General features: G+C 70.2%; 13 protein-coding genes. 4 read left to right on the plus strand and 9 right to left on the minus strand.

Going from position 1 to position 14,666, the window contains the following annotated elements:
* Positions 1-79 precede the first annotated feature (79 nt).
* Positions 80-1,816 (minus strand): DUF222 domain-containing protein, encoded by a 1,737-nt coding sequence (locus EV644_RS14120; RefSeq protein ID WP_132188705.1) that lies wholly within the window; start codon positions 1,814-1,816, stop codon positions 80-82.
* 194 nt (positions 1,817-2,010) lie between these two features.
* Here EV644_RS14120 and EV644_RS14125 point away from each other — a divergent pair, with 194 nt between their 5' ends.
* Positions 2,011-2,238 (plus strand): hypothetical protein, encoded by a 228-nt coding sequence (locus tag EV644_RS14125; RefSeq protein ID WP_199239803.1) that lies wholly within the window; start codon positions 2,011-2,013, stop codon positions 2,236-2,238.
* Between the two features lie 117 nt (positions 2,239-2,355).
* Here the strand turns inward: EV644_RS14125 and EV644_RS14130 are convergent, their stop codons facing one another.
* Positions 2,356-3,546: a cysteine desulfurase-like protein gene (locus EV644_RS14130; RefSeq protein WP_132188706.1), complete on the minus strand. Its 1,191-nt coding sequence runs from the start codon at positions 3,544-3,546 to the stop codon at positions 2,356-2,358.
* 97 nt (positions 3,547-3,643) lie between these two features.
* Here EV644_RS14130 and EV644_RS14135 point away from each other — a divergent pair, with 97 nt between their 5' ends.
* Together EV644_RS14135 and EV644_RS14140 are read left to right on the plus strand one after the other, a co-directional pair.
* Positions 3,644-4,627 (plus strand): DMT family transporter, encoded by a 984-nt coding sequence (locus tag EV644_RS14135; RefSeq protein WP_370451426.1) that lies wholly within the window; start codon positions 3,644-3,646, stop codon positions 4,625-4,627.
* A gap of 130 nt (positions 4,628-4,757) precedes the next feature.
* Complete coding sequence (locus EV644_RS14140) at positions 4,758-5,417, plus strand: hemerythrin domain-containing protein (RefSeq protein WP_132188708.1); 660 nt, start codon at positions 4,758-4,760, stop codon at positions 5,415-5,417.
* A 13-nt stretch (positions 5,418-5,430) separates the two neighbouring features.
* Here EV644_RS14140 and EV644_RS14145 read toward each other — a convergent pair whose 3' ends face one another.
* The 6 genes from EV644_RS14145 to EV644_RS14170 form a co-directional block, all read right to left on the minus strand.
* The gene (locus tag EV644_RS14145; RefSeq protein WP_132188709.1) at positions 5,431-6,438 is read right to left on the minus strand and encodes a DMT family transporter; all 1,008 of its coding nucleotides are present in this window, start codon (positions 6,436-6,438) and stop codon (positions 5,431-5,433) included.
* A 56-nt stretch (positions 6,439-6,494) separates the two neighbouring features.
* Positions 6,495-7,880 carry an RsmB/NOP family class I SAM-dependent RNA methyltransferase gene (locus EV644_RS14150; protein WP_132188710.1) on the minus strand — a complete coding sequence of 462 codons (1,386 nt, stop codon included), beginning with the start codon at positions 7,878-7,880 and terminating at the stop codon, positions 6,495-6,497.
* On the minus strand, positions 7,877-8,815 hold the full coding sequence (fmt, locus tag EV644_RS14155; RefSeq protein WP_132188711.1) for a methionyl-tRNA formyltransferase: 939 nt from the start codon (positions 8,813-8,815) through the stop codon (positions 7,877-7,879). The genes EV644_RS14150 and fmt overlap by 4 nt, the downstream gene beginning before the upstream one ends.
* On the minus strand, positions 8,812-9,360 hold the full coding sequence (gene def / locus EV644_RS14160; protein WP_132188712.1) for a peptide deformylase: 549 nt from the start codon (positions 9,358-9,360) through the stop codon (positions 8,812-8,814). The genes fmt and def overlap by 4 nt, the downstream gene beginning before the upstream one ends.
* A 199-nt stretch (positions 9,361-9,559) precedes the next feature.
* Positions 9,560-10,183: an HAD family hydrolase gene (locus tag EV644_RS14165; protein ID WP_132188713.1), complete on the minus strand. Its 624-nt coding sequence runs from the start codon at positions 10,181-10,183 to the stop codon at positions 9,560-9,562.
* Between the two features lie 32 nt (positions 10,184-10,215).
* Positions 10,216-11,430 (minus strand): MDR family MFS transporter, encoded by a 1,215-nt coding sequence (locus EV644_RS14170; RefSeq protein WP_132188714.1) that lies wholly within the window; start codon positions 11,428-11,430, stop codon positions 10,216-10,218.
* Between the two features lie 94 nt (positions 11,431-11,524).
* On the opposite strand from EV644_RS14170, the gene EV644_RS14175 reads away from it, so the two are divergent.
* The gene (locus EV644_RS14175; protein ID WP_132188715.1) at positions 11,525-12,529 is read left to right on the plus strand and encodes an ArsR/SmtB family transcription factor; all 1,005 of its coding nucleotides are present in this window, start codon (positions 11,525-11,527) and stop codon (positions 12,527-12,529) included.
* A 6-nt stretch (positions 12,530-12,535) separates the two neighbouring features.
* On the opposite strand, the gene EV644_RS14180 is transcribed toward EV644_RS14175, so the two are convergent.
* Positions 12,536-14,575 (minus strand): primosomal protein N', encoded by a 2,040-nt coding sequence (locus tag EV644_RS14180; protein WP_132188716.1) that lies wholly within the window; start codon positions 14,573-14,575, stop codon positions 12,536-12,538.
* Positions 14,576-14,666 lie beyond the last annotated feature (91 nt).

Consider the following 14,666-nt stretch of genomic DNA (forward strand, 5'->3'; position numbering starts at 1 on the left):
GGACCCGCGCAGACCCGCCTCGGCGTAGGTCGCGGTCGCGCATAGGCATGCCCCCGCCAGGCGACGACACCACCGGTTGCTATCGGTCGACCAGTGGGTGCGTTCCGGTGTGGTCGACGCGGAACTTGAAGCCGTGTTTGGTTGTCCACTCCAGCCCACCGTCGTCGAGGCGGCGTACCCGCCAACCGCCATGGGTCTTCACCCGGTGGCTGTAGCGCCGTAGCGGGGTCAGGTTGCCTGTACTGGTCTGCCCTGGCGGGCCGGTCGCATTGAAGTCGAACGGCGCGATGTGGTCGAGGTCAACGCTGTCGGTGCTCTCGGCGGCACCGAACACGAACTGCTCGACCGGGTGGGTGAGCTTGACCCGCTCCCGGATCCGGCGGGGGATCTCGTACGCGTCGACGCTGAGCCTGTCGTTCAGATCGATGACCGGCTTGACGACGATCTGGTCATGGCCGAGCAACTCCTCCAGCCGGGCCGCGAGGACGGGACCGAAGCGCTCGACCCGCGCGACCCCACCGCCGGCCAGCAGCGTCTCGTCGGTGATGTGCACATAGATCGTCGTCCGGGCAGGCTTGCGCCCGGTGACACCGGCGCTCTGGCTGCTATAGGCACCGTGTTTGATCGCCGCCAGCTTCCTCGCGACCTCCCGGCGCGCGGCACTGTCCAGCGCCGGACCGGCGACTCGAGCCGGTTCAGGGTTCTCCGCGCAACGGCCGTCCGCTGCCCCTGGATCAGGCAGACCAGCCGAACACGACGGGCGGTCGTACGCCGGATCACCGGGGTGCGGCGGATCCCGATCAGCCTCCTCGCTCGCGCCAGGCTCATCAACAACAAACCATCCCATCGCCCCATCCTCCCCACCACCCGCAACATCCGCGGTCTCGTCGGCCAACGAGACAGGCAGGTCGGCAGGATGCGCGGGCTGGTCGGTGGTATCTGGAGCGGGGTTCGCCGCGACACCTGTGCCGGCTTCGTCTGGTCCTGTCTTTCCTGATGCAGGTGCGGTGGTCCCGACCGCTCCGGCCTCGGTGGTGGTTGGGGTGAGGTGGTGGGCGACGGTGAGTAGTTCGTTGGTGAGGGCCGGGTCGGCGATGATGCCGATCGCCTTGGCCTTGCGCTGGGGCAGGGTGTCGGTGTCGCCGAGTTGGGCGAGCGCGTCGGCGATCTGGCGGATCGTGGCCTTGAAATGGATCACGTCGCCGGTCGCGGCACGGACATACAGAGTGGTGGTGCCGTGGTCGTCGGTGCGACCTGCCCAGACGCCGCGCTCTTTGGCTCTGGCCTCGGCAGCCGCGCGGGCCGCGTCCGGGTCGGCCTGCTGGATAGCCGCCTTGACGATCTTCTCCAGGCGCACCGGAGTCACGGTGTCGATGATCGAGGCAACCCGGCGGTCGACGATCTCGGCGGCATCCACCGACAGCGCCAGACAGGCAGTGGCGATGGTACGGGCCTTCCAGGGCTCGCCGTGACCACTCCTGACCTGCGCCCAAATGCGAGGCAGACGGTGACGCAAAGCGAGGGACTGGCCGATGAAGACGGCCGCCGAACCCGCCGAGCGGCCGATCATCGCCCCGAACTCGGCGGCCGCGAACTCGGCGATCGCCGGACAGCCCGGACCGCCGTACACCACGCCGCGTTCACCACCCGCCAACGACACCTGGCCGGGGACCGTCGCGGGGTCGGGATGCAGGTCGGCGAAGTGCTGCGCGAGCTCGATCAGCCGGACCTCGGCCTGCCTGCGCAGCACATGCAGCTCGGCGGCCGAGGCCAGCGTCTCGGTCGCATCCAGATCAGCCACATCACCGTCGAACATGCGTTCGACACTACCCTGAGTGATGCCTCGCTTGCAAGCCGGCCGACCCCTCGATCCTCCTTGTCCACAAGGGAAAACTTCACACCCGAAACGGCAGCAGCCGGTGTATCACTACTTGCAGACACACTGTCAGTAAGGGCAACTGATCGTCGAGTCCGGCGGCTTCGGCCGCTGATGGCGATCTGCCGCACCCGGTGCTGCTGGCGAGCATCGTCAACTCGGTGGTGCCGCCTCGCCAGGTCTCGGCCCTGCGCTTCGCCTTCGAGAACGCGACCGTCGAGCTCGACCACCTCCACGGCTACACGGACCACGGCTACACGGACCACGACTTCACGGTCACTGCCGCAGCGGGCTTCGGGGACGAGGTCGCCGCCGCCCGGAGTGAGGACCCGGCCAACCAAGCAGCCACCTCGCCCAACTGACCGCAGTACTGGACGCGCTTGACGCGGAGTCCACTCCCCCAGTCGCCCTGCGGACGGCGCGCACCACCCCGGAGTTGGTCGCCGCCCCAGCAGCCCGGCGTACGGCGGTGTCCGGGGTCAGGAACCTAGGCGCTCGACTGCCTCGACCAGGCGGTCGACGTCCGTGCGATCCGTGTACGGCGCGAGGCCCGCGCGCACGGCACCGGTGTCTCCGAGACCGGCGTGGCGAGCTGTCTCCAGCGCGTAGAAAGTGCCCGCCGGCGCGTTGACCCCGGCCTCCGCGAGCTCCGCGGCGACCGCACGTGGCTCCCACCCGTCGACAGAGAAGAGCAGAGTCGGCGTACGGCGCTGGGCCTTGCCGTGCAAGGTGACTCCGTCGATCGCGGCGAGCCTGGGCTCCAGTTCCGCGCGGAGTTCGTCCTCGTAGTTCTCCAGCAACGCGAGAGATCCGAGCAAGCGCTCTCGCCGGGTCGCCCCCGTTCCGCCGAGACCGGCGATGAAGTCGACCGCGGCGGTGGTTCCGGCGAGCAACTCGTACGGCAGGGTGCCGAACTCGAACCGCTCGGGCACCACATCGCTTGCCGGGAGCAACTTGTCCGGCCGGAGTCCCTCGAGCAACGCGGGCGAAGCCGACAGCACCCCACAGTGCGGCCCGAAGAACTTGTACGGCGAGCACGCGTAGAAATCAGCGAACGCGGCGTCCACCGGCGCATGCGCGGTCAGGTGCACGCCGTCGACGTACAGGAGAGCGCCGGCCGCATGGACCTTGACCGCGATGCTCTCGAGGTCCGGGCGGGTGCCGAGCAGGTTCGATGCGCCGGTCACCGCGACCAGGCGGGTCTGCGCGGAGAGCAACGGCTGGATGTCGTCGAGTTCGGAGGTGGCGGGGTCGAAGGAGAGCCAGCGCACGGTGGCGCCGACGGCCCCGGCGGCCTGGACCCACGGGCGGACGTTCGCGTCGTGATCCAGGCGGGTCACGATCACCTCGTCGCCAGGCCCCCAGTTCTTCGCGAGAGTCCGGGAGAAGTCGTAGGTCAACTGCGTCATGCTCCGGCCGTAGACGATGCCACCGGGATCCGTCCCCAGCAGGTCCGCCATCGCCTGCCGCGCGCCGACCACGATCTCGTCCGCGCGCCGCTCGGCCACGGTCAACTGGCCGCGGTTCGCCAGCGCCGACACCATCGTCCGCGCGACCGCGTCGGCCACTGCCTGCGGAGTCTGCGAACCACCCGGCCCGTCGAAGTGCGCCGCCCCCTCCGCCAACGCGGGGAACTGCTTCCGGACAGCATCAACATCAAAGTCACCCATGACGCCATCCTCCCCCGCCGCACCCCTGCCCTGCCACCGATCGTCCATCTGCCCGGTTCCAGACAAAATTCTGAGAATGTCGGAGGTTTGCTGCAGGATGTCAGGAGTGAGCACCCTGACGACTCCTGACAAGCCGCCGGTCAAGACCTGGGCCCCCACGATGTTGGTCCTCGCCGCGATCTGGGGCTGCAGCTTCCTCTTCATCTCGATCGGGGTGCGCGAGCTGCATCCGGCGTACCTCGCGCTCGGACGGGTGCTCGCGGGCACGCTCGTACTGCTCGCGATCCTGCTGGTCAAGCGCGAGGCGCTGCCCCGCTCGCCGCGGATCTGGGCGCACACCTTCATCGTCGGCGCGATCGGCTCCGCCCTCCCCTGGACCCTCTTCGGGTACGGCGAGCAGCGCATCCCGTCCCTGCTGGCCGGCATCTGGAACGGGATCACCCCGCTGGCTGTGCTTCCGATCGCGGTCCTGGTGTTCCGGACCGAGAGGTTCACCTTGCAGCGAGTGCTCGGCCTGCTCATCGGCTTCCTCGGCATGATGGTCGTGCTCGGCGCCTGGCAGCTGCAGGGCGGCGCGGATCTGGTCGGCCAGTTGTTCTGCATGGGCGCCGCGCTCTCGTACGGCGTCGCCATCCCGTACCAGAAGCGCTTCATCGCCGGCAGCAACCTCTCCGGTACCGCGTTGTCGGCCGCACTCTTGCTCTGCGCCACCATCCAGCTGGCCGTGATCGCCCCGTTGATCGCCGGTCACGCGCCGCCGACCCCGTGGTCACTGTCCGTGGAGGTGATCGCCAGCGTCGTTGCCCTGGGCGCCTTGGGCAGCGGGATCGCCTTCGTGCTCAACCTGCGGATGATCCGGCTGATCGGCGCCAGCATGACCTCGATGGTCACCTACGTGATGCCGATCTTCGCGATCATCGTCGGCGTGATCGTGCTGGACGAGCACCTCACCTGGTACCAGCCGGTCGGCGCGCTCGTCGTGCTCACCGGCGTCGCCGTCTCCCAGGGCCTCATCCGGCTGCCCCGCTCCGCCGGCCACCAGAAAACCCCGACGAAGGTGACGCCGGCTCCGGTACCGTGAAACGGCGGCATCGCGTCGGTTGGGGGGAGCCATCCGGCAGTGTGGCAGCCGACACCTGTACTCCGGTACCGCCGGTTCCAGGTGGTTCTCGACTCCACGGGCGACCGAGCCCGTTCTCCGGGAGGAACAGATGAGCACCACCGCAGAGCCCGACACTCACGAGATGGTCGTCATCCACCGCGTGTTCCGGCGTGAGTTCCGCCTGCTGCCCGACGTGATCAGCCGCGTCGGCCCGGGCGACACCGGCCGCGCGGCTGTCGTCGGCGAGCACCTGAGCGACATCGTGGCTGCGTTGCACCATCACCACGAGAACGAGGACGACCTGCTGTGGCCGCCGCTGCTGGAGACTGCGACGCTGCACACCGATCTAGTGCACCGGATGGAGTTCCAGCACGCGGCGCTGTCGACGGCGCTCGACCAGATCGACAAGCTGACGCCGGCCTGGCGGGCCACGGCGAACCCGGCCGATCGCGACGCCCTGGCCCAGGCCGTCCGCGACGCAGCGGCGATCCTCGACGAGCACATGGCCGAGGAGGAGCAGGAGATCCTGCCGCTGGTCCGCAAGTACCTGACGGTCGAGCAGTGGAGCAAGCTCGGTGAACGCGGCGCCGAGTCGATCGAGGACAAGCACAAGCGGCTGCTCTTCCTGGGCGCGATCCTCGAGGAGACCTCGCCGGAGGAGAAGCGGAACTTCCTGTCCAACCTGCCGGCGCCGGTCAGGCTGATCTGGAAGTTCGCCGGCCGCCGCCAGTACGGCAACTACATCCGCCGCGTCCGCGGAACCGCCTGACAGCGCAGCAGTCTCAGCGGCGGAGGTTGGGGATCGACGCGATCACGACCGCGACCAGGGCGAGCAGGGTGCCGGCGACCACCGGCAGCGTGACGGCCTGGTCGGACGCGGGCAGGAAGAGGTCGATGAAGAGGCTGGCGATCAGCTGGCCGGCGATCGTGCCGAGCCCGAGGACGAACACTCCCACCACCCGAACCACCGCGGCCGCCGCGCTGATGAAGATCACGCCGCACGCGCCGCCGACGTACAGCCAGGGTTCGGTCGGCAGGCTGTGCGGGGCGCCGCGCACGATCAGGTCGACCACGAACACGAGGAGCAGCGCAGTCGTGCCGACCAGGAAGTTGATCAGCCCGGCGGCGACAGCCCCGTAGGCGTCCGGGGATGCCGTGTGCGCGACGCGCCCGTTGATGGCCTGCTGCACCGCAGTACCGACTCCGGCCAGCGCAGGCAGTACTGCGAGCAGCAGGCCCGACGGGTGGTTCAAGCGATCGGAGACGGCGAGCACCACCGCGACGAGAGCCAGCAACGCGCCGAAGACTCGTAGCGGCGTGTACGGCTGGGGACCGGCCGGGCCGAAGCCGAGGCGGTCCACCACGAGGCTGCTGACGGCCTGACCCGCGACCACCGCGACAGTGAACACGGCGACGCCGATCACCGCGACGGTGATGGATTGCGTCGCGACCAGGTAGGCGCCGGCGAGGCCGCCGATGCACTGCCACCAGCGGAGCGAGCCCTGCCCGTCGGACGGCCTACGGACGGTCTGCCAGACCTGTCCCACCGACCGGCGGATCTGCGGCACCATCGCCCAGACGGCCAGCAGGATGACCAGCCCCGAGACGAAGGAGATCAGCGCGGCCGCAACCCCGTCGCCGAGCCGGGCCCCGAGTTCACCGTTGACGCGGGACTGGACCGCGACGAGCGTCCCGATACCGAAGGCCGCGGTCAGTCCGATCACCTGGTGCCGCTGGGTGGAGCGGACCGGGCGGTCGGAGCGGATGGGCCGGGATGCTGTCGTTGTCACCCCACCATCATGACCGTCGAGGCCAACGCCCCTGACACCGGTCCACGGATCGTGCGTCAGGTACGCCGGATCAGCGCGAGGTACATCGCGTCCGTTCCGTGCAGATGCGGCCAGAGCTGGATGTCAGGCCCCTTCCCCAGCGCCGGCACGCCAGGCAACAGCGGGCGCGCATCCTCGAGCACGGCATCGGACCGTCGGGCGAGTACCGCGTCGACGACCGATCCGGCTTCCCGCGGGTGCGGCGTGCAGGTCACGTAGGCCACCACTCCGCCCGGACGCACCGAGGTGATCGCCGAGTCCAGCAGCCGTTCCTGCAGCGGCCGCAGCTCCTCGACGTCTTCCGGCGTACGGCGCCAGCGCGCCTCGGGACGCCGGCGCAAGGCCCCGAGGCCGCTGCACGGCACGTCGGCGAGCACCCGGTCGAACGAACCCTCCGGCCAGGTCGGCTTCGTCCCGTCCCCGACCAGCACCTGGTGGTCGCCCGGCACCGCGCGCAGGTTCGACCTCACCAGCTCGGCCCGGTGTGGCTGCGGCTCGACCGCGGTCAGCACCCCGTCCCGCTGGCTCACGATCGCCGCCAGCAGCGCCGACTTCCCGCCCGGCCCGGCGCAGAGGTCGAGCCACTTGGCGTCCGATCCCTCGAGCGGCGCCGACGCGAGTGCGACAGCGACCAGCTGCGATCCCTCGTCCTGTACTCCGGCGCGCCCGGACGAGACCGCGGAGATTCGTCCCGGATCACCGCCACCCTGAAGCACCGCCGCGTACGGCGACCATCGGCCGCGGGTGGCTCCGGCCTCGACCAACTCGTCCAGGTCCGCGAGGCCGGGCCTGGCTACCAGCGTCACGCGGGGAGGATCGTTGTCGGCGTCGAGCAGCTCGTCCAGCTCGTCGCCGTCCGTGCCGAGGGCATCCGCGAAGGTCTCGACGATCCAGCGAGGGTGGGCCTTCGCGACCGCGAGGTGACCGAACAGGTCGTCGTCGAGCGCCGGGGCGACCGCGGCGATCCACTGGTCGAGAGAGCGCTGGCTCACCTTGCGGAGCACCGCATTCACCAGGCCGCTTCGGCTCTGGCCGATCTCCGCGCGGGTCAGCGTGACCATCTCGTTCACCGCGGCGTACGAGTCGACCCGCATGTTGAGCAACTGGTGCGCCCCGAGGCGGAGCAGGTCGAGCAGTTCCGGGTCCAGCTCCGCCAGCGGGCGGGACACGCTGCGCGCCAGGATCGCGTCGTACGTGCCCTGCCAGCGCAGCGTGCCCTGCACGAGCTCCGTGGCGAAGGCGGCGTCACGGCCGCCGAGTCGCTGGTCGCGGAGCGCCTTGTTCAGCACGAGGTTGGCGTAGCCATCCTCGGAGGTGACCTGGCGGATCACCTTGTAGGCGAGCTGGCGGACCTTGTCGGGGCGACGCTGCGGCGCGCGATTGCGAGGACTGCGGTCGCTCACTCGGCGCCTGATTCTGCACCCAGGCGATCGTCGTCGGTGATGCGGACGCCTCGGGCCCAGTCGGCGGCCGCCATCGGCTTCTTGCCCTGGGGCTGGACCGTCACGAGCCGGAGCGCCTTGCTGCCGGTGCCGACTGTCACGCTCGACTTGGTCGCCACCAGCTCGCCTGGCTTCAGGTCCTCGTCGGTCAGGTCGACGTCGAGCACCTTCAGGCGCTCCCCGCGGAACGTCGTCCAGGCACCCGGCGCGGGGTTGCAGCCACGAACCAGCCGATCGACCCGCTGCGCGGGCGCGGTGAGGTCCAACTCGGCGTCCTCGACGTTGATCTTCGGCGCGATGGTGATTCCGTCGGCAGGCTGCTCCCGAGCCTCCAGGACGCCCGCCTCGATGCCGTCAAGGGTGTCGACCAGCAGTTTGGCGCCCGACTCCGCGAGCCGGCTGAGCAGATCGCCCGCGGTGTCCTTCGGGCCGATGCGCTCAGTCAGTACGCCGTACACGGGTCCCGCGTCGAGCGCCTTCACGATGCGGAAGGTGCTCGCGCCGGTCACGTCGTCGCCGGAGATGATCGAGTGCTGCACTGGCGCGGCACCACGCCAGGCCGGGAGCACCGAGAAGTGCAGGTTGATCCAGCCGTGCCGCGGGATGTCGAGCGCGGCCTGCGGCAGCAACCCGCCGTACGCGACGACCGGGCACGCGTCCGGGGCGATCTCGCGGAGCCGCTCGAGGAAGTCGGGGTCCCTCGGCTTGACCGGCTTGAAGATCTCGACGCCGAGCTCCTCGGCGTACTCGGCGACCGGGGAGGCGACGAGTTTGCGGCCGCGGCCGGCGGGCGCGTCCGGGCGGGTGACCACGGCGACCAGTTCGTGGCCGCTGGCGGCGATGGCCTTCAACGCGGTGACGGCGACCTCGGGGGTGCCGGCGAAGACGACTCTCACAGACCGAATCCGTTCGTCGGGTGGGGCGAGACCTTGATCTGCGGCGGACCGGCCAGGCCGGACCACTCCGCCTCGCGGATCGCCTTCATCGCGGCCTTGCGGGTGTCGGTGTCCAGCCGGTCGACGAACAGCACGCCGTCGAGGTGGTCGGTCTCGTGCTGGATGCAGCGGGCCAGCAGGTCCGAGCCCTCGATCACCACCGGCTCGCCGTACATGTTGAAGCCCTTGGCGATCACGTGCTGGGCACGGCGGCAGTCGAAGGTGAGGCCGGGGATCGACAGGCATCCCTCCGGGCCGAACTGCTCGTCGGCCGAGAGGCTCAGCTCCGGGTTGACCAGGTGGCCGAGCTCGCCCTCGATGAAGTACGTGAAGACGCGCAGGCCGACGCCGATCTGCGGGGCGGCCAGGCCGGACCCGGGCGCGGCCTGCATGGTGTCGGTGAGGTCCGAGACCAGCCGGCGGAGCTCGGCGTCGAAGTCGACGACCGGGTCGGCCTTGGTGATCAGGACAGGGTCGCCGAACAGGCGGATGGGCTGGACCGACACGCAAACTCCACAACACTCACCGAACGGGGGACCAGCCAAGTCTAGTGGTCCCCCACAGCCTCGCCCGTCGCCCCGCTCTGGGACGGCCGGAGGGCGCGCGGTGACGGACAACCCGACCCGGTCCAGCGGCGGGGAACGGCGGAGGCGGAGTCACACGCCCTGTGGGACGGAAGCGCTCCAGGCCACCACCGCCTGACGGTCAGGGACGGAGGTTGATCCCCCGGTCCCTGAGCTGGTTGCGCAGGGTCTGGCCGTCGACGAACAGCTCGGCCTCGAAGCCGACCGCCCGCGCGGCGTCCACGTTGTACTGCTTGTCGTCCATGTAGAAGCTGCGCGCCGGATCGAGGTCGTAGCGCTCTAGCAGGATGCGGAAGATCTTCTCGCCGGGCTTGACCGTGCGCTCGGTGCCGGACACCACCTCACCGTCGAAGCCGGCCAGGATCGGGAACGTCTCCTGCGCCACGGCCCACTTCTCCTCCGAGAAGTTGGTCAGCGCGTACGTCGGGACGCCCAGCTCGCGGAGTTCGCTGAGCACGGCCGCGGTGTCCTCGAAGAGGCCCTTCGCCATCTTCAGCCAGCCCGTGTCGTAGGCCTCGATCCACTCCGCGTGCTCTGGGTGCAGCGAGGTGAGCTCGGCGACCGCCTCGGCCCAGGGGCGGCCCGCGTCCTGCTGCTGGTTCCAGACCGGGGTGGCGATCTTCGTCAGGAAGTGCTCGCGCTGCTCCTGGTCTGGGATCAGCTCTTCGTAGAGGTAGTCCGGACTCCAGTCCAGCAGCACCCCACCGATATCGAACACGACCTGGTCGACCTTCTGCTCCGTCATAGCCGCAACCCTACGGAATGGTCCCAGGCCGCTCAGGAAGGACTCGGCGCCGGAACCGCCGCGGCAGCGCGGGCTCGGGCGTGAAGCGCGGGAGCCAGAGCCAGTTGGGCGGCGAAGAGGATGGCTCCCAGCACGGCGCAAGCGAGCCAGACCGTCGTACGACCGGCGTGTTCGAGGGTGTTGGTGCCGAGCAGCGGGCCGATGACGCTGCCGAGGCCGAACGACATGCTGCCGGCCAGGCCCATGTAGCCGCCGCGCAGGTCGACCGGAGCGAGGTCGGCGAAGACCGCGCCGATGACGGCGGCGAAGCCGATCTCGCCGATCGTCCAGACCACCACGGACAGCCCGTACCCCCACCAACTGTGCACGATCGCGCCAAGGCCGAACCCGACTCCGACGATCAGCATCGAGGTCGCCAGCAGCTTCGGCCGGTCGAGCAGCGAGAGCCGGCGGTTGACGAACGGCTGGACCAGCACGATCACGACCCCGTTCAGCGCGATCACCAGCCCGTAGGTCGACGAGGGCAGTCCGTCGTCCGCCATCGCCAGCGGCAGGGTCGAGTAGCCCTGGAAGTAGATCGTCGCGTAACCGATCTGGAGCAGGATCATCAGCAGGAAGGTCGTGTCGCGCAGGGCCACCGGCAGCAACGGCCGGCGAGGTCCCTCGTCCAGGACCGGCCGGGTCTCCGGCACCATCCGCAGGATCACCAGCGCCGCGACGACCGAAGTACCGGCGTTGATCCAGAACAGCAGGTTGTAGCCGATGCTCGCGAGGACGCCGGCGCTGACCGTGGAGATGGAGAAGCCGAGGTTGATTGCCCAGAACAGCAACCCGTACGCGCGAACGCGCTCTCTCGGCTGGAGCAGGTCGGCGACGGTCGCCTGAACCGCAGGCCGGAACAGGTCGCCCATCAGGCCGACGACGAAGGCCGCCACCCAGATCGTCACCATGGAGCGCGCCGAGCCGAGCAGGATCAGCGCGGCCGCGGTACCGAAGAAGCCGATCAGCATCGTCCGGCGGCGCCCGGCCCGGTCCGACAGCCAGCCGCCGACCAACTGGGAGACGACCGAACCCGCACCGACAGCAGCGGCCACGGCACCCGCAGTACCGGCGGACAGGTGGCGGTCCTGGGTCAGGTACAGCACCAGGAAGGGCTGCACGAAGCTGCCGAGCCGGTTCACCAACTGGCAGACCCAGAGTGCCCAGAAGGCTCTTGGCAGGGCCGGGGCATCAGCACGCGCGTTCATGGTTCCACTGTCGAGCCCCCGTAGACAGGCTGTCGAACATTAGGCGGAGGACTAATCGTCGATCGCCGAGTTGTCGCGGAGTTACAGTGCTCGGGTGATCACCATCAGGCTCAGCACCGACGACGTGAGCCGGATCAGGTTCGCGTTCTCGCCGGTCTGGGAGACGGTGACGAGTGTCCGGGCGCTCAGCAACAGCACGGCCGGCAGCGTTCACGGACCGTGGCTGCGCAAGGTCCGGCCGCTCTGCGCGGACCCGGACGACGACCTGTTGTTGCTCAAGGCCCTGATCCCGCCGGTGAGCTACATCCCGGACTTCATCACCCCCGCGCCGCCGCGACGGTCGACCAGCTTCGAGTCGGGCCTGGCCGCGGTGGCGGCGACACCGCATCACCTCGTCGTCGACGAGCTCACCAAGCTGCACACGGAGACCCCGCACCCGCTGCTGCCCGGCCTGATCGCGAATCCGCGCAAGGCGCTCGAGCGGATCACCTCCGCCCTCGACAACTACTGGCATCAGGCGATCGAGCCCGACTGGCGGCGGATGCGCTCGCTGCTCCAGGAGGATCTCGCGTTCCGGCTGGAGGAGCTCGCGAGCGGCGGCGTGGACCGGCTGTTCCGGAACCTGCATCCGTCCGTGCGCTTCACCGGCGACCGGATCGAGATCGAAAGGCCGTACAGCTGCGACGGCGAACCGTTGCCGGGCCAGGGACTGCTGCTCGTGCCCTGCGTCTTCACCTGGCCTGCCGCGCTCCCCGTGACAGCCGCGCCGCACGTGCCGACCATCACGTATCCGCCGCGCGGCCTAGGGCGGCTCTGGGAGAGCCAGGAGGACGTGAGCGAGTCCCCGCTCGCTGAACTGGTGGGCAGAACCCGCGCCGCGATCGTGAGCCACCTCGATCTGCCGATGTCGACCACGCACCTGGCGCATCAGCTGGGGGTCTCGGCGCCGACGCTGAGCGTCCACCTGAGCATCCTGCGCGCGGCTGGCGTGGTCGACTCGCGCCGGGACGGACGGGCCGTGCTCTACTCGCGCACGTCGCTGGGCAACCAGCTGCTGGCGGCGTCCCGCCCGGCCGGCCTCGCCGCGGCCACCGCCTGAGCCTGATCAGCCGAAGGACGCGGGGTCGACCTGGACCCGCACGGATCCGATCAACTTCTTGGTACTGCGCGCGGCCTGCCCTTCCTTCAAGGCCCGGGCAAGACTCGTACCGGCTGATCGCGGGGTCCGCACGACCGCTCGCGAGGTCTCGTCGTCGATCGCCACCGGGCCGAGAACCTCCAACCCTGCTTGGGGATCGACCAACTGCCGCACTCGGGCCAGCAGATCGGACACCGCCTCGGTCGGCCCGGTGAGCTCCGCGAGCTTGGCCGCCGGAGCCAGCCGCGCGGTACGGCGCTCCTCCAGCTCGCGGGCCGCGAATCCCTCGGGGCTCCACCGCACCACCGCCTGCAATGGGGTGGAGGACGGCTCACCCACCATGATCACGGCACCACCGTCCTGAGCCGGACGAACCAGCGCCGCCGCGTTGAACCAGCGCCGAACGGCCTCTTCCGGGGCGCGCAGGTCCGGCCGGGCGAGCAGCAACCACGTGTCCAGCAGGAGGGCGGCGCTGTAACCGCCTTCGGCCACGGGTTCCGCGCCGGGCGTGGTGACGATGAGGGCCGCCTGGTCGGACACCTTGTCGAGCATGTTGTCCCCGCCCGAAGTACGGACCAGAACTCCCGGAAAGGCCCGGCCCAGCTCCTCCGCAGTACGGCGGGCTCCGACGACGGCAGCGCGCATCCGGGTGTCGCCGCACTCCGGGCACCGGTGGTCCACCGCCGGCCGGCCGCACACGCTGCAACTCGGCGGCCCGGAACCACCGGTACGACGCAACGTCCCGCCGCAGGTGGAACACCGGGACGGCGCTCGGCAGGTCTGGCAGACCAGGCTGGGGAGATACCCGGCTCGCGGCACCTGGACGAGCACCGGGCCCGAGCGAAGGCCCTCGCGCGCGATCTCGAACGCCCGGTGCGGGAGTCGCGCGGCCCTGGCAGCGGGATCGCGGGCGAGATCGGTGTCCGACTCCCCCGCGATGTGCACGGCCGGAGCCGCCGCCCGGACCACCGTGCGATCCGCGATCAGCTCGGCGGCCCAACCGGATTCCAGCAGCGCGGCCGTCTCGGCGGATCGGGCGAACCCGCCCAGCAGAGCGGCGCACTTCTGCCGATGCGCCCGCAGCAGCAGCACCTCGCGCGCATGCGGGTACGGCGCGCGCGGCTCGGCGTACGAGTCGTCGCCGTCGTCCCAGAGCGCGACCAGCCCGAGATCGGCCACCGGCGCGAACGCGGCCCCGCGCGTGCCGATCACCACCCGGGTGCAACCTCTCAGCGCCGCAAGGAACGCCCGGTACCGCGCGGTCGGGCCGAGGTCAGCCGAGAGCGAGACGAATCCGTCCGGCCCGAGCACCGAAGTACAGGCGTCGGCCAGTCGTTCCAGGTCACGCGCATCGGGCGCGAGCAGCAACGCACCACGTCCCGAGGACGCACAGACCGCCGCCGCCTGCGCGAACGCGAGCGCCCAGTCGGCCCCCGGTACTGCGGTCCAGATGGCTCGGGGGGCTTCCGAGCGGGTCAATGCGTCGAGGAACCCACCGGCGACCGGGTACGGCGCCCACTCCGACCGCGAGTCGGACACGACCGGGCGGACGGGCTGCGAGCACTTCAGCGGCTCGGCTTCGACCTTGGCGTGCCGGGGTGGAACCGCGAGGCGGGTCACGTCCGCGAAGACCCCGGCGTACCGATCGGCGACGGTCCGGCAGAGATCGGCGACCTCGGGAGTCAGCACCTGCTCGGGTGATACGACCTTGCGGATCCGCGCGAGCTTGCCGTCGTGGCCGGAGGCCTCCAGCCGGCGCAGCACGAACCCGTCGAGGTCCTTGCCGGCGAAGCGCACCTTGACCCGGGCGCCGGGCTGCGCCGCGTCCGCCAGATCGTCGGGCACCAGGTAGTCGAACGGCCGGTCGAGATGCGGCAGCGGCATGTCCACCGCGATCTGGGCGATCGGCAGCGTCGAGGTGATGCCGGCCGGCTCCTTGGTGCGGGAACGGCGAACGGTCTCGCGGAGCAGCGTCAACTGCTCAGGTGAGTCCCCGTTCTGTGCCACCGGTGAACTCTAGTCGGGCCGGCCGACAACCGCCCGGAGGCCTGGGGACAACTGCGGCACAGGTCCGGACATGCGAACGCCCGCGACCTCG

Source organism: Kribbella orskensis (assembly GCF_004342085.1).
Lineage (GTDB): Bacteria > Actinomycetota > Actinomycetes > Propionibacteriales > Kribbellaceae > Kribbella > Kribbella orskensis.

Bases quoted from the DNA above. Each gene is read 5' to 3' on its own strand.
- EV644_RS14135 (WP_370451426.1), top strand. From the start codon at position 3,644: ATGTCAGGAGTGAGCACCCTGACGACTCCTGACAAGCCGCCGGTCAAG.
- EV644_RS14165 (WP_132188713.1), bottom strand. From the start codon at position 10,183: ATGACGGAGCAGAAGGTCGACCAGGTCGTGTTCGATATCGGTGGGGTG.
- EV644_RS14130 (WP_132188706.1), bottom strand. From the start codon at position 3,546: ATGGGTGACTTTGATGTTGATGCTGTCCGGAAGCAGTTCCCCGCGTTG.
- EV644_RS14120 (WP_132188705.1), bottom strand. From the start codon at position 1,816: ATGTTCGACGGTGATGTGGCTGATCTGGATGCGACCGAGACGCTGGCC.
- EV644_RS14170 (WP_132188714.1), bottom strand. From the start codon at position 11,430: ATGAACGCGCGTGCTGATGCCCCGGCCCTGCCAAGAGCCTTCTGGGCA.
- EV644_RS14140 (WP_132188708.1), top strand. From the start codon at position 4,758: ATGAGCACCACCGCAGAGCCCGACACTCACGAGATGGTCGTCATCCAC.